This is a genomic window from Acinetobacter sp. YQ_14 (assembly GCF_043102985.1).
GTDB lineage: Bacteria > Pseudomonadota > Gammaproteobacteria > Pseudomonadales > Moraxellaceae > Acinetobacter > Acinetobacter venetianus.
This window is the reverse complement of record NZ_JBICJJ010000009.1, coordinates 44,542-59,718: the sequence shown is the minus strand read 5'-3', so window position 1 is coordinate 59,718 and position 15,177 is coordinate 44,542. Positions and strand designations below refer to the sequence as shown.

At 40.4% G+C, this 15,177-nt stretch carries 15 protein-coding genes and 3 tRNA genes; 7 read left to right on the top strand and 11 right to left on the bottom strand.

The window, feature by feature from the left end; genetic code table 11:
* From nusA to tpiA, 7 genes are all read right to left on the bottom strand, one after another.
* Complete coding sequence (gene nusA / locus ACF8D3_RS04315; protein ID WP_004876494.1) at positions 1–1,485, bottom strand: transcription termination factor NusA; 1,485 nt, start codon at positions 1,483–1,485, stop codon at positions 1–3.
* 37 nt (positions 1,486–1,522) lie between these two features.
* Positions 1,523–2,047, bottom strand: coding sequence for a ribosome maturation factor RimP (gene rimP / locus ACF8D3_RS04310; protein ID WP_392470366.1), 525 nt, complete (start codon positions 2,045–2,047; stop codon positions 1,523–1,525).
* Positions 2,048–2,245: 198 nt separating this feature from the next.
* A tRNA-Met gene (locus ACF8D3_RS04305) sits at positions 2,246–2,322 on the bottom strand.
* A gap of 85 nt (positions 2,323–2,407) precedes the next feature.
* Positions 2,408–2,484: transfer RNA gene (locus ACF8D3_RS04300), tRNA-Met, on the bottom strand.
* A gap of 42 nt (positions 2,485–2,526) precedes the next feature.
* Positions 2,527–2,611: transfer RNA gene (locus tag ACF8D3_RS04295), tRNA-Leu, on the bottom strand.
* A gap of 57 nt (positions 2,612–2,668) precedes the next feature.
* A complete protein-coding gene (gene secG, locus ACF8D3_RS04290; protein WP_004876490.1) occupies positions 2,669–2,998 on the bottom strand; it encodes a preprotein translocase subunit SecG in 330 nt (109 codons plus the stop codon).
* A 12-nt stretch (positions 2,999–3,010) separates the two neighbouring features.
* Positions 3,011–3,802, bottom strand: coding sequence for a triose-phosphate isomerase (gene tpiA / locus ACF8D3_RS04285; protein ID WP_019385817.1), 792 nt, complete (start codon positions 3,800–3,802; stop codon positions 3,011–3,013).
* Positions 3,803–4,159: 357 nt separating this feature from the next.
* Here tpiA and pilB point away from each other — a divergent pair, with 357 nt between their 5' ends.
* The 4 genes from pilB to coaE are packed head-to-tail and all read left to right on the top strand — an operon-like array spanning position 4,160 to position 8,599.
* On the top strand, positions 4,160–5,881 hold the full coding sequence (gene pilB, locus ACF8D3_RS04280) for a type IV-A pilus assembly ATPase PilB (protein WP_392470364.1): 1,722 nt from the start codon (positions 4,160–4,162) through the stop codon (positions 5,879–5,881).
* Positions 5,882–5,905: 24 nt separating this feature from the next.
* Positions 5,906–7,132 (top strand): type II secretion system F family protein, encoded by a 1,227-nt coding sequence (locus tag ACF8D3_RS04275; protein ID WP_392470362.1) that lies wholly within the window; start codon positions 5,906–5,908, stop codon positions 7,130–7,132.
* Positions 7,132–7,992, top strand: a complete 861-nt coding sequence (locus ACF8D3_RS04270; RefSeq protein ID WP_392470360.1) for a prepilin peptidase — start codon at positions 7,132–7,134, stop codon at positions 7,990–7,992. Before ACF8D3_RS04275 ends, ACF8D3_RS04270 begins: the two co-directional genes overlap by 1 nt.
* 1 nt (position 7,993) lies before the next feature.
* On the top strand, positions 7,994–8,599 hold the full coding sequence (gene coaE / locus ACF8D3_RS04265; RefSeq protein ID WP_392470357.1) for a dephospho-CoA kinase: 606 nt from the start codon (positions 7,994–7,996) through the stop codon (positions 8,597–8,599).
* On the opposite strand, the gene ACF8D3_RS04260 is transcribed toward coaE, so the two are convergent.
* The 3 genes from ACF8D3_RS04260 to ACF8D3_RS04250 form a co-directional block, all read right to left on the bottom strand.
* Entirely contained in the window at positions 8,596–9,507 is a 912-nt protein-coding gene (locus ACF8D3_RS04260) for a DMT family transporter (protein ID WP_392470355.1), read from the bottom strand. The two genes, coaE and ACF8D3_RS04260, sit on opposite strands and share 4 nt — an antisense overlap.
* A gap of 31 nt (positions 9,508–9,538) precedes the next feature.
* Positions 9,539–10,288, bottom strand: coding sequence for a 23S rRNA (guanosine(2251)-2'-O)-methyltransferase RlmB (gene rlmB, locus ACF8D3_RS04255; RefSeq protein WP_004876476.1), 750 nt, complete (start codon positions 10,286–10,288; stop codon positions 9,539–9,541).
* A gap of 168 nt (positions 10,289–10,456) precedes the next feature.
* Positions 10,457–10,783 (bottom strand): pyrimidine/purine nucleoside phosphorylase, encoded by a 327-nt coding sequence (locus ACF8D3_RS04250; RefSeq protein ID WP_004876475.1) that lies wholly within the window; start codon positions 10,781–10,783, stop codon positions 10,457–10,459.
* Between the two features lie 526 nt (positions 10,784–11,309).
* Between ACF8D3_RS04250 and recN the strand changes: the two genes are divergently transcribed.
* The 3 genes from recN to ruvX all read left to right on the top strand — a co-directional run bounded on the left by recN (position 11,310) and on the right by ruvX (position 14,076).
* Complete coding sequence (gene recN / locus ACF8D3_RS04245) at positions 11,310–12,971, top strand: DNA repair protein RecN (RefSeq protein ID WP_392470352.1); 1,662 nt, start codon at positions 11,310–11,312, stop codon at positions 12,969–12,971.
* Positions 12,972–13,085: 114 nt separating this feature from the next.
* Positions 13,086–13,640, top strand: coding sequence for a YqgE/AlgH family protein (locus tag ACF8D3_RS04240; protein ID WP_019385824.1), 555 nt, complete (start codon positions 13,086–13,088; stop codon positions 13,638–13,640).
* On the top strand, positions 13,633–14,076 hold the full coding sequence (ruvX, locus tag ACF8D3_RS04235; RefSeq protein ID WP_004876467.1) for a Holliday junction resolvase RuvX: 444 nt from the start codon (positions 13,633–13,635) through the stop codon (positions 14,074–14,076). Before ACF8D3_RS04240 ends, ruvX begins: the two co-directional genes overlap by 8 nt.
* Before the next feature lie 93 nt (positions 14,077–14,169).
* Here the strand turns inward: ruvX and ACF8D3_RS04230 are convergent, their stop codons facing one another.
* Positions 14,170–15,171, bottom strand: coding sequence for an HlyD family secretion protein (locus tag ACF8D3_RS04230; RefSeq protein WP_019385826.1), 1,002 nt, complete (start codon positions 15,169–15,171; stop codon positions 14,170–14,172).
* Between the last annotated feature and the right edge of the window lie 6 nt (positions 15,172–15,177).

Genomic DNA, 15,177 nt, shown 5'->3' with positions numbered 1-15,177 from the left:
CTAGTTAAACCATGATTCACGTGCTTTCATAATTAATTGTCCAGCTTTGTCATTATCTAAGCCTTCGATATCAGAGATATCATCAGTTGCTTGATCAGCCAAATCATCAACAGTAATTACACCACGCGCCGCCAATGCATACGCAATCTCAGTTGTCATACCTTCCATACCGAGAAGTTCTGCACTTGGCTCTTGAATATTTTCTTGCTGTTTCAACGCATCTGTTAAAGCAGCTTCTTTTGCACGGCTTTGTAGCAATTCAACCAAATCTGCTTCAAGCTCAATTTCGTCAAATGTTTCAGCTGGTACGTAAGCAATCTCTTCCAATGAAGTGAAGCCCATTTCAACCAAAGCCATTGCTAAATCTTCTTCAATATCAAGACGTGTAATAAACATATCCAAATATTGCTGTGCTTCGTTTTGCTGACGAGCACGATACTCTTCTTCTAACATCATGTCGAGTTTATAACCCGTTAATTCTGATGCTAAACGAACATTTTGACCTTGCGAACCAATTGCACGCGCTAACTGATCATTTGTTGCAAAGATGATATCCGCACTACGTGCATCTTCATCAAGTACAATTCCAGATACATCAGCTGGCTCTAATGCACTTGCGATATACTGTGCTGGGTCATCAGACCACACCACAACATCAATGCGCTCGCCATTTAACTCTTGTTGCACTGCTTGAATACGTGTACCACGCATACCAATACAAGCGCCAACAGGGTCAATGCGATGATCATTAGTTTTCACTGCAATTTTAGCACGAACACCTGGTTGACGAGCTGCCGCTTTAATTTCAATGATTTCTTCAGAAATTTCTGGAATTTCTTTCTTCATCAAAGCAATCAGCATTTCAGGACGGGCACGAGACAATAACAATTGTGCACCACGACCTTCACGGTTTACGTTATATAAAATTGCATTGATACGCTGTTTCGGACGTAACATTTCTTTGTGAATCGTTTCTTCACGCGCCAAATAAGCTTCAGCATTATCACCAAGATCAATGATGAAACCATCTTTAGTTTGCTTCTTCACTTCACCGTAAATTAGCTCACCGACTTTAGACTCATAAGCATCGGCAACCAATGCACGCTCAGCTTCACGAATCTTTTGTACGATCACTTGTTTTGCGATTTGAGCAGCGATACGACCAAACTCAATCGACTCAACTTCTAACTCACGTACATCGCCGATTGACCATTGTGATGGATCTACATCAGAGATCGCATCTTGGCATGCTGGCATTTCGTGATCTTCGTCAGCAACGACAGTCCATTGACGGAAAGTACGGTAATCACCTGTTTTACGATCAATCTCAACACGCAGTTGAGCTTCTTCAGAGTGTGTACCTTCGTAAAACTTTTTCTTCGTCGCGGCAACAAGGGCTTGTTCTAACGCTTCGAAGATCGCTTCACGACTAACACCTTTTTCATTACTAACCGTTTCTGCAACGGTAAGAATTTCGCGGCCCATAAGTCACCTACCGATTTCTTATAAAATTAAGTTAATATTAGTCTTGATAGATTAAATTTGCTTTATCAATATTATTACTATCAATTTCAAGCACATGCTTACCTTCCACTTCAACTTGGATCATTTCATTTTCTAAGTCTACGGAAAGTAATTTTGCTTGGAATTTTCGACGATTTTCGACAGCAGCAATTAATCGTAAAGCTACTTGTTGCCCAATGTATGCAGGCAATTGATCTAATTGGAAAAATGGACGATCCCAGCCTGGTGATGATACTTCTAATGCATATTCACCAGAAATAGGATCATGAACATCCAACATTGCACCGACTTGTTGCGTTACTAGAACACAATCTTGAACGCCAATACCACGCCCTTGTTCAACTTCACCATCTTCATTAATAATAAGTTCAGCGCTCTCATCAACGGCTTTATCAATATAAATGCGCAGTAAAGAACGTTTACCTTGTGGCAGGAATTCAATCCCCCACAGATCTACACCACAAGCCGCAACAGCGGGTGCGATAAGATCATGCAATGCTTGAGATTTATTTGATAATTTCATTTACTCTCGTCGCTCTTCTACGAGCCAATCAATCTTAACCGTATAGTGAAGCACGACTATTTGACCAATTGATGTCGAACACTACACGATAGTTAAACAACCAATAAAAAAGGGCGATAATCGCCCCTATACTGCACAGAAAAGCATAGCCCACTGTGCAAAAAGGCCCACCTTATTGTGAGCCTCTTTTTAGAAACTTGGTAGCGGGAGCTGGATTTGAACCAACGACCTTCGGGTTATGAGCCCGACGAGCTACCAGACTGCTCCATCCCGCATCAACGTGCAAAAATTATATACAAATATGAAAAAAAGTCAATCTTAGTTTTCATATTTGCTTGATTAAGTTGCACCTTAATCAAATGGTAGCGGGAGCTGGATTTGAACCAACGACCTTCGGGTTATGAGCCCGACGAGCTACCAGACTGCTCCATCCCGCATCAACAATCACTGCATACACCAAACTTATTGGTTATTAAGTTTGGTGCGGAAGGGGGGACTTGAACCCCCACGCCCGAAAGCACTACCACCTCAAGGTAGCGTGTCTACCAATTCCACCACCACCGCAGCTTTGTGGGACGCATTCTATTCCTTTAAAACTAAAAAGGAAAGTCTTAATTCAACTTATTCAGTAGTTTTAGGTGCGTTTGATGAAGTTTCAGACGATGTAGCTGGTGCTTCCGTTGTGGTTTGTACAGATTTTAGACTATACGCATCTGTCGTTTGTTTTTTTGCAAATACAGCTAAAGTTAAACTTGTAGCAAAAAATAAAGCTGTAAAAATTGCAGTTAAACGCGTTAAAAAGTTGCCAGCGCCTGAAGCACCAAAAACTGTCGCCGCGCCGCCGCCGCCAAATGATGCCCCTGCTTCTGCACCTTTACCTTGTTGTACTAGAACCAAAGCAATAATCAAGATTGCTAAAATGATATGTACAACGAGTATAAAACTATACATCTCTATTCCTCGTTATTTGCTTTGAGCAAATGCTTTTGCGATTTGGTAAAAAGATTCAGCATTCAATGATGCACCACCAACCAAAGCACCATTAATATCTGGGCATGCTGCTAATTCAACTGCATTTTCAGCTTTTACGCTACCACCGTAAAGGATCGCCATATCCGCTCCGAATGCCGTAATTTGTTTCAGACCCTCACGGATTTTGGCATGCATTGCTTGTGCATCTGCTGGAGAGGCTGTTTTACCCGTACCAATTGCCCAAATCGGCTCGTAAGCAATCACAATATTCTGCCATTGCTCTGATTGAACCACGGATGCAATATCACAAATCTGCTGTAAAACAACTTGTTCAGCCTGACCTTGCTCACGCTGCTCAAGACTCTCACCCACACAATAAATCACAGTTAAATCTGCTTTTAAAGCGTTTTGTAACTTTGTTTTTAGAATTTCTACATTGTCACCAAATAACTCACGACGCTCTGAATGACCAATTAAAACGAATTCAATTTGGCTATCTTTTAATAGCTCAGCACTCACCTCACCAGTATAAGCACCTGTTCCAGCTATTCTAGAGACGTCTTGAGCAACGGTATAAATTTTTCGGTTCGCACCATTCAGCTGAGCTTTTACCGCAGTCAATGCGATTGCAGTTGGCGCCACGCCAATATGACAGTACTCAGGAGAAATCGACTGCTGTTCTAACAAAGCTTTAAATTCTTCTATTAATTGGAGAGCGTCAGCACGCATTGGATTTAATTTCCAATTACCAACAACCCAAGGGGTAATCGTCGAACTCGACATACTTCGCCCACCTACTGTTAATTTCTAAAAAATGCTGCATATTTTACACGTATTTTTAGAAAATTCAGTTTTTTTATAATGCGTAAAGTTAAAACCTCGTAAAAAATATTTATAAGCTACGAAATGACAAAAAAATAAGATAGCTATATGAAAAAAATAAATTTCCTAACCATAACTTTTTTAAATTTCTTTATGATTGCTTTTATTATAAAAATTAATTCCCAAAAGACTCGATTAGTTCAAAGTTTTCAGCATGAACCAAGTCAAAAACAACACTTTCACTAGTAGTATTTTTGCGTAACAAAAGTATAATTTTATTATATAGCTATTATAACCATATTGTCATAAGGCGGACAGATGTCAGGATTACATACGTCTCCAAAATTTTCGGGGTTTATTCGACGTTTAGTCGATGATGGTCATTTGACTGCGTCAAATATGCAAACCGCAATTGATGCTGCAAAAAAGGCTAAACAAGATATTGTTGCTCATCTGATTGAGCACCAACGAATATCGCCTCTAATAATTGCGGAAAGCATTTCACTCGAGTTTGGTGAACCACTATTTGATTTAGCTGTTTACGACACAGCCATTCTTCCTCGCGAAATTACAGATCAAAAACTAATCCAAAGACATCGAATTGTGCCTTTGGTACAGCGTGGTCAAATCTTATATGTAGCAACCAGCAACCCCACCAATATTGATGCCTTAGATGCAATTCGCTTCAATACTAAACTTAATATTGAACCTATTATTGTTGAACATAACAAATTAGAAAAGCTGATTGAACAACAGTTTGGTGACACGGGTAGCTTTGATTTTGGTGATGATGAAGATTTTGATTTAGAGAGTATTGATGTTGAGAGTGGTACATCTAAGGATGAAGATGAAAATGACGTCGCCCAAAGTGATGAATCTCCAATTGTTAAATACATCAATAAGTTATTAATTGATGCAATTCGCATGGGAGCATCTGACCTACACTTTGAACCTTATGAGAAAATGTACCGTGTCCGCTATCGAGTTGATGGCGTTCTTAGACAAATTGCGAATCCACCATTACAAATGGCGAATCGATTAGCTTCACGTTTGAAAGTGATGTCTCAGATGGATATTTCTGAGAAGCGCATGCCACAAGATGGCCGAATTAAACTTAAACTATCCAAGACTAAAGCCATTGACTTCCGTGTTAACTCACTTCCAACATTATTCGGTGAAAAACTTGTTCTTCGTATTCTTGATCCATCGAGCGCGATGCTAGGCATTGAAGCCCTCGGCTATGAAGATGAACAGAAAGCATTATTCTTAGAAGCATTAGAAAAACCGCAAGGGATGCTCCTCATTACTGGTCCTACAGGGTCTGGTAAAACCGTATCTTTATATACTGGTTTAAACATTCTAAATACAGAAGATACCAATATTTCTACCGCGGAAGATCCTGTAGAAATTAACTTAGAAGGTATTAATCAGGTTAACGTCAACCCCAAAACAGGTTTAACGTTCTCCGCAGCCTTAAAAGCATTCTTACGTCAAGATCCTGATATCATCATGGTGGGTGAGGTTCGTGACCTTGAAACTGCTGAAATTGCAATTAAAGCAGCGCAAACAGGCCATATGGTAATGTCTACTTTACATACAAACAGTGCACCAGAAACATTGACTCGTTTACGCAACATGGGAGTACCATCATTCAATATTGCGACCTCTGTCAATTTGGTGATTGCTCAGCGCTTAGCACGTCGCCTATGTCAACAGTGTAAAGTACCTGTCGATATCCCTAAACAAAGTCTCATAGAATTAGGGTTCACCGAACAAGACCTCGCTGATCCTGAATTAAAACTATTTCAGCCAGTAGGTTGTTCAGAATGTAGAGAAGGTTACAAGGGCCGTGTTGGTATTTATGAGGTTATGAAAGTAACGCCTGAAATTTCTAAAATTATTATGGAAGATGGCAACGCCCTACAAATTGCAGCAGCTTCAGAAAAAGCAGGCTTTAACAACTTACGTCGTTCTGGGTTAAAAAAAGTGATGCAAGGCATTACTTCCTTACAAGAAGTAAACCGAGTAACTAGTGAATAAAATTAATAACAAGGATTAATGGTCATGGCAGCTAAAAAAGCGCAAATGATGCCTACTTTTGCTTATGAAGGGGTTGATCGCAAAGGGGTAAAGATCAAAGGGGAATTACCCGCTCGTAATATGGCTTTAGCTAAAGTTACATTACGAAAACAAGGTGTCACTATCAAGAATATTCGCGAAAAAAGGAAGAATATTCTTGAAGGTTTAATGAAAAAGAAAGTCACTACCCTAGACATTACGATTTTCACACGCCAATTAGCAACAATGATGAAAGCAGGTGTCCCTTTAGTTCAAGGCTTTGAAATTGTTGCAGAAGGACTAGAAAATCCATCTATGCGCGAAGTTGTACTTGGCATTAAAGGGGAAGTAGAAGGAGGCAATACTTTCGCTGGGGCATTACGTAAATACCCTCTTTACTTTGATAATCTATTTTGTTCTCTCGTCGAATCTGGCGAACAATCTGGTGCTTTAGAAACCATGCTTGACCGAGTTGCAATTTACAAAGAGAAAAGTGAATTGTTAAAACAAAAGATCAAGAAAGCGATGAAGTATCCTATTACAGTAATTGTTGTTGCCGTTATTGTTACGATTATCTTAATGGTTAAAGTTGTTCCAGTATTTCAAGATCTCTTTAGTTCCTTTGGTGCTGATCTTCCAGCTTTTACTAAGATGGTAGTTAACATGTCACAATGGATGCAAGCATATTGGTTCATCCTTATTCTGATTATTGGTATTATTATCACGGCTTTCTTAGAATCAAAAAAACGTAGTCAAAAATTTAGAAATTTTTTAGACAAATTGGTTTTGAAAGCACCTATTTTTGGAGACTTAGTTTATAAAGCAATTATTGCTCGTTATAGTCGCACCCTAGCTACAACATTCGCCGCTGGTGTTCCATTGATTGATGCACTTGAATCTACCGCAGGTGCGACCAATAACATTATTTATGAAGAAGCCGTAATGAAAATTCGAGAGGATGTTGCGACTGGTCAACAACTGCAATTCGCAATGCGTGTATCCAATCGTTTCCCATCTATGGCTATTCAAATGGTTGCGATTGGTGAGGAGTCTGGTGCTTTAGATAGCATGCTCGATAAAGTGGCAACACATTTTGAAAATGAGGTTGATAATGCTGTTGATGGCTTAACCTCTATGATGGAACCTTTAATTATGGCTATTTTAGGGGTATTGGTAGGCGGTCTAGTAATTGCTATGTATCTTCCAATTTTCCAAATGGGCTCTGTAGTCTAATGCAACAAGTCATTTCATATTTAGTTGATAACCCAACTGCGCTTTATATTGCGGTTGGGCTTTTTAGTTTATGTATCGGCAGTTTTCTCAACGTTGTTATTTTTCGAACACCAAAAATGATGGAACAGGAATGGCATCAAGAATGTCAAATGCTTTTACATCCTGAACAACCCATCATTGATCAAGAAAAACTAACGCTAAGTAAACCAGCTTCAACTTGCCCAAAATGTCATAGTCTAATCCGTTGGTATCAAAATATTCCAGTTATCAGTTGGCTTATACTTCGAGGCAAATGTGGCACTTGTCAAAATCCGATTAGTATTCGTTACCCTTTTATTGAATTACTCACAATGGTCTGCTCATTAATCGTTGTCCTTGTATTTGGTGCAACGATTCAAATGCTGTTGGGGCTATTATTGACGTGGGTATTGATCACCTTAACGTTTATAGATTTTGACACTCAACTGCTACCCGACAGATTTACTCTGCCACTTGCAGCTTTGGGTTTAGGGATTAATACTTTTGCAATTTACACATCTCCAAGTTCTGCAATTTGGGGCTATTTAATTGGCTTCTTGTGCTTATGGATTGTTTACTATCTGTTTAAAGTTATTACAGGCAAAGAAGGCATGGGTTACGGTGACTTTAAGTTACTTGCAGCCTTAGGCGCTTGGATGGGACCAATGATGTTACCGCTCATCATCCTACTTTCCTCAGTAGTTGGTGCCATTATCGGTATCATTTTAATGAAAATGCGTGGTGAAAATCAGCCTTTTGCATTTGGCCCCTATATTGCGATTGCAGGTTGGATAGCCTTTTTATGGGGTGATCAAATTATGAAGGTATATTTAGGTGGATAATATGGGTTTTGTTTTGGGCGTCACCGGTGGCATTGGTAGTGGTAAATCAGCTGCAACCCAATGGTTTGAGTCCCAAGGTATTACCGTGGTTGATGCTGATATTGTTGCTCGCGAAGTGGTTGAACCTGGGCAGTCTGCGTTAAATGCTATTCAAGAAGCATTTGGAGATTGGGTAATTTCTAATGATGGCTCGCTTAATCGACGTGCATTACGTGAACACATCTTTCAATTCCCTGAAGCACGTCACACCTTAGAGCAAATCACTCACCCTGCTATTCGCCAATCAATTGTTGAACAACTTCAACAAGCACAAAGCCCTTATGTCATTTTAGTTTCTCCGCTACTCTTTGAAACGAACCAGCACGAACTCGTTCAGCACACTTTACTTATTGATGCAGATGAACAAACTCAATTAGATCGTGCAAGTCAGAGGGATGGTCAAAGTGAAGAGCAAATTCGTAAAATTATTGCAGCACAAATGTCTCGCTCAGAGAAACAAAAACGGGCGAACGATATTATTCTGAATGATGGTCTACTCGAACATCTACACACTCAACTCAAGCCTTTACATCTACAATATTTACAGAGAGCTGAACGCTCTTTTTAATCCTGCTTTTGCTGAGCCAATTGAGTAGCCAAGGTGTCTTTTCTAAACCATCGCCAAGGCTGCAATGCTCCTATTGCCATACCCACTAAACCACAAGCAATTGCTGCATTTAATGGTTCATTGAGTAATGGCACAGCAACCAATGCAGCAATAAAAGGTGCTAGCGTCACGATACTACCTGTTTTAAATGCACCTAAGCGCTCAATAGCAGCCACATAAGTAAGTGTAGCAACAATCACAACCAACACCCCGTGGAAAAGCCCTTGAATTAATAAATGTACTGGTGCTGCATCATGGAAATGTTTAGGAATAAACAAAAGATAGATCGGTAGGTAAATGATAGCTGACCAGATCACAACACCGACTGTCGAATGCCAAGCGGACAATTTCCACTGTTTCAGTAAAACTGTAAAAACTCCCCACCACACTGCACTGATGAAGAGCAGTAGATCACCCCACCCTAATGCTGAAGCTTGATCATGTAACATTAGATAGCTCATCAGTACTAATGCGCTCATCATAATAACAAGACTCAGCCAAGTATGCTTATCAAAGGGTTGTTTAAATAAAAAATAGGCAGCGACGGCGGTACATAATGGAATACAGCCATTTAGAAAAATTGCAGCATGTGCAGCAGGTGCATGTAAAAAAGCGGTATAGACCGTGAAGCAGTATGCTAAGCCACCGATACAAGCCAATATAATCGGCTTTAGATCCCATAGAAAAGCAAAGTCTTTTTTATAAATGAGAACAGGAAGTAAAATAATCGAGGCAATCGCAAAACGCATTGCAACCAGATCCCAAACACTCACATGCCAATGCGCATTCAACCGAGAAAAAATTGTAAACCCGCCCCAAATACACATTGTAATCAGAACAAATAAATAGCCTTGTGAGCGAGCAGTCATTTTAAATTAGGTGAACCGAAGATTAGGTGAATTATACACTATTGCGTTGACGACAAGCTTCATAAAGTGCCATACCAGTTGCCACACTGACATTCAAGCTTTGCAAATCACCCATCATTGGAATATAAACCGTCTGATCACATTGTGACTGAGTAATTGGTCTTAATCCCGTATCTTCAGCCCCCATAACAATCACGATTGAGCCATTAAAATCGCACTGTTGAATCGGTAAAGCCTTTTCGTCCAACATTGTACCAATGACACGAGTGTGAGTTGTATCTTTTAAATGCGCTAGCGTACGGGCAAGATTAGTGACCTGAATGAATTTAACTTTCTCAGCACCACCAGCTGCAACTTTACGCGCAGTTGGCGTTAAACTTGCTGATCGATCACGAGGCACAATGACTGCTTGAACACCCATGGCCGCAGCTGTACGAATACATGCACCTAAATTATGTGGATCTGTGACTTGATCCAATGCCAATAACAATGGATTAGTATGTTGTTGCATTAACTGATCTAAGTCTTTTTCATTTAAAGTTGGATGCGGTCTTACTGCAGCAACCACCCCCTGATGAAAAGGTAAACCAGCGAGTTTTTCTAAACTATCTCGACTCGCCTTTTGAACACTAATTCCAAATGGCTCTGCGAGTTGTAATATTTTTTGTAAACGTTGATCGTCACGACCTTTTAAAGTGAATAAAGTTAAAACACGTTCAGGCTCTAATTCCAACAATGACTCAACCGAATGAACGCCATAATAATATTCAGGTTTTGCCATGAACGACCTCTAACAATTTCATCTCAACGAAAAATAAAAATCCTGCAAAGTGACTTTACAGGTGAGGAGCGATTATAGCTCCGCAAGAGTATTTAATAAAAAAATCCTGCAAAATGACTTTACAGGATTTCTATTGACTCTAGTGTACTAGATTTAGCAGGAAATAGGTTAACCTTCTAAATGGCAAACATAATCGAGCACTTCATCAGCTTCGATTAGGAAAGTACTATTGCCTGGAACATAGAATGATTGTCCAGCACGAAATAGTTCACTCTCGGTACTATCTGCAATCTTTACACGACATTCGCCAGAAATGATTTCCATACGCTCTGGGACATGCGTTTCAAACGTTAAAGGTTGCTCAGTAGGTAAAATCACACCTAAAGTCTTTTTTGTACCATCTTCAAATTGTACTGTATGGCTGATACATGCCCCACCAAAATACACATTCGATTTCTTGATGACCGTTACATGATCAAACTGTACTGAACTCATGCGTACTCTCCAAATAATGCCGCATTTATATTAGGTTATGCTGGACGTAGTTTAATTGTGCTGTTGCAACTAATCAATCCATTTTCTAGTGGAAACATAGCAATTTTCATACCTGAGCGAAGATAAGCAAAGTGAAACTTTGCCTGAGCGCAAGACGAGTAACTATGCTACGAGTGGCGAGCTTTAACAAAGTAAAGCTTTGTCCGAGCGCAAGACGAGCAGCCGTATATGAGTAAAGAAGAAAAATAAAGTGAAATATTGTCCCAACACTAGACCTTGTGCCATATATGGCTCATATACTGTGAGCAAATTGGAAAAGTAAAACTTAATCCATCGTAACAACTAAAACTCGGAAAAAATTTGCTAAGCTATAAATCAATCAAGAAAATCATCCAGAAATTTAAAGTATGCTGATCACTACTCAGCTATCTATCAAGTAAATAAGGAAAATCCTACATTCAACTCTTGTAGCCCATTTAAAACTTCTCTATCTTTAAGCAAAAGATTCTGTGCATTGGATGCGTTTATGCTCACCCATTTAACTTTAATTAATTTTGCACTTGCTGACCATCTCGCTTTGGATATTGAACAAGGGTTTAATGTTCTCACGGGTGAAACAGGCGCAGGAAAATCATTATTGTTAGATGCTCTTTCCGCATGCTTAGGCGAACGCACGGATACCAACTACGTTCGTTATGGCGCAGATAAAGCCGATGTCACGGCGGTATTTAGTTATCAACCTCAAAGTGCTGAAGCTCACTGGCTCACAGAGCATGAACTGGATGATGATTCAGGTGAAATTCACCTAAGACGGGTTATTTTCGCAACGGGTCGTAGCAAGGCATGGATTAATGGTCGACCAAGTAGTCTAGCTGAACTTAAAGAAATTGGACGTTTACTCGTTCAACTCTATAGTCAACATAGTCAACAGCAGCTGTTAGAACCGCCTTACCCAAAGCATTGGTTGGATCGTTATCACAACTTCGCTGATCCTGCTCATGCCGTTCGTGAAGCTTATAGCACATGGCAAAATAATATTCGCCAACATCAAGCCGCTTTAAATGCACAAGCAACTCGTATTCAGAAAATACAAAGCTTAGAATCACAAATCGAAGAATTAGAAGACGTTGTCCAAACTGATTATCGTGAAATTGAACAAGAGTTTGATCGCCTCAGCCATCATGAACATATCATGCAAGACTGCGGTTATGGCTTAAATGTTTTAGATGAAGCCGAACAGAATATCACGCAAGAAGTTGCCTCAATCATTCGCCGATTGGAATCTCATGCAGGTCGTAGCGAACAACTAAGTAATATTTATAATTCCTTATTAAATGCACAAAGTGAAATAGAGGATGCGACCGCAAGCTTGCGTCAGTTTATAGACCGTCAAAGTTTTAACCCTGAACGGATGGAACAGTTAAATGCGACGCTTGAGGTCTTCCATCGTTTGGCACGTAAACATCGTACACAGCCTGAACTGCTTAAACAAGAATATGAAGTTTGGCAGCAAGAGCTAGAGCAACTGCATCAACTCGAAGATCCAGAAACCTTAGCGGAACAAGTTGAAGTTTCATATCAAGACTTTATGCAAAAAGCTCAACATTTAGATGAAATCCGTCGTGCTGCGGCCATTCCACTTGCCAAACAATTGACTGAGCAAGTGAAGCCATTGGCCTTACCTGAAGCACATTTTGAATTCAAATTTGAGCCATTAGAACCAGCAAATGCTGAGGGTCTCAGTTTCATTCAACTGCTATTTACAGCCAACAAAGGAATTCCTCCACAGCCGCTTGCACGGGTTGCATCAGGCGGTGAATTATCGCGTATTGCCTTGGTGATGCAAGTAATGAATGCTGAAAAAACAGATGCAGAAGTATTAGTCTTTGATGAAATTGACGTGGGTATTAGTGGTGGCACAGCTGAAGTCGTCGGACGTTTACTGGCTGATCTTGCTCAACATGTACAATTACTTTGTATTACGCACCAAGCTCAAGTTGCAGCACAGTCTGATCAACACCTCTTGGTGAAAAAGCAACAAACAGATCCAGCCAGCAGCACCATTATTGAATTAGGTGAAGAACAACGGATCTTAGAATTGGCGCGTATGTCTGGTGGTGTTGAAATCAACGATACGACCTTACAACATGCGAAACAATTACGCCAACTCAAGTTCCAATCAAGCTAAGTTTCGCGACAAAATATCAGAAAATGATTGGCGAAATCCGATTAACTCTTGTATGTTGATAAAAAGAACCTATATAGATAGATCAGCACAACACTTTGATGGAGAACCGCCTAGGTGACGAAACAATATTTAACTCACCGTTGTCTCATCGCTCCACCAGACATGGCAGATGACTTTTTTGCAAACACTGTGATTTATGTTGCTCGCCATGATGAAGAAGGTGCTCAAGGCATTATTATCAACCGCCCTTCTGAACTGCAAATCAAAGAGTTGCTCAATGATTTAGAGATCGATGCAGATAACGTACAGCCTCATGCTGTTTTACAAGGCGGACCTTTACGCCCTGAAGCGGGTTTTGTCTTACATACAGGTCAACCGACTTGGCATTCGTCTATTGCTGTCGGTGAAAATGTCTGTATCACCACTAGTAAAGATATTTTAGATGCAATTGCACATAATGAAGGTGTTGGACGCTATCAAATTGCGTTAGGTTATGCGAGCTGGAGTAAAAACCAGCTTGAAGAAGAGATTGCGCGTGGCGATTGGTTGATGTGTGATTCTGATATGGATTTGATCTTCAACTTACCTTATGGCGATCGTTGGGACGCTGCCTATAAGAAAATCGGGGTAGATCGTACTTGGTTCGCTTCAGAGATTGGGCATGCCTGATATGCAATCATCTCAATCCATTATGGCCTTTGATTTCGGTACACAAAAAATGGGGATTGCGATTGGCCAAGCAAGCATTGAAAGTGCCAATCCACTTCCTTTATTTGTGATGAAAGACGGCATTCCTGACTGGAATCAATTGCTCAAGCTAGTCAAAGAATGGCAACCTAATGTGTTTTTGGTGGGTCTACCCTTAAATATGGATGACAGTGAGTCAGAACTTTCTGCACGTGCTCGAAAATTTGCACGTCGTTTACGTCATCAAACCAATATTGAAACGTGGATGGTAGATGAACGTCTAACCACGCGTGAAGCACGAGAAGAGCTTGAGTATTATCAAAACAAAGGACAAGCAAGACGCTTATCCGCAGATAGTTTTGCTGCTGCCCTGCTCATCCAAAGTTGGTATCGTGATCCCGCGGGGATTACACCTTAAAAGTATAATTTACGCTTTATCATTTAGCGGCACTCGATGCCGCTATTTATAGACTCATTTCTGAATAAATGAGCCTATCCAAAAACGCATTGATTATTTCTCAATAATTCTAACTGTCGCAGTACGACCCGAAACAAAAGCCAATGGATTTTTCGGCTGCTCATCTAACACAATCTTTACAGGTACTCTTTGCGCCAAGCGCACCCAACTAAATGTCGGATTTACGTTGGCCAATAAATTTGAACTACCTGAACGCTCTCGGTCTTCAATCCCTGTCGCAACGCCTTGCACATGCCCACGGATTTTTTGACGATCACCCATCAGTTGAATCGTTGCGACATCACCAACATGAATACGATCGAGTTTAGTTTCTTCAAAATATCCCACAACATAGAGCTGATGGCGATCGAGCAAAGCAGCAACAGCTTGTCCAACTTTCACATAATTACCAACACGTAAATCAAAATTCGATAACGTACCATCAGCAGGTGCAACCACTTCAGAACGATGTAAATTCAACTGCGCCAAATGTAAATTACTATTGGCAACCTCAATCAATGCTTGCTGCTGTTGAATCGCCGCATTCGCCTGTTCAATACTTGCCGTTAATTGCTCGCGTTCAGCGAGTGCTTGATCACGCGTTGCAAACACCTGATCTTGCTCTTGTTTAGAAATTGCTCCATCCATTAAGCTAGCGTAACGAGCCGCATTCTTTTCAGCCAATTTCATATTGGCTTCAGTTTTAACCAAACTGGCTTTAGCACCTGCTAGATTTGCATGTGCTTGTGCCAAACCTGCTTTGGCTTTGGCCAAATCAGACTTTGCTTGCTCAACATCCAAAGCTTGACGTGCAACATCAATTTTGAAGAGAACCTGACCTTTTTTTACCGTCTGGTTATCTTGAACAAGCACCTCTGTGACTAAACCATTCACATCTGAAGCGACTTGAATCACATCACCACGGACACGACCATCACGTGTCCAAGGCGCGGCATTGTAGTAATTCCATAAATGCACGATGGTATAAACTGCGATTAGAACCGCAACAAGCAATACGATTGGACGTATGATCTTTCGCACATCAAATGCATTCATGTTTAT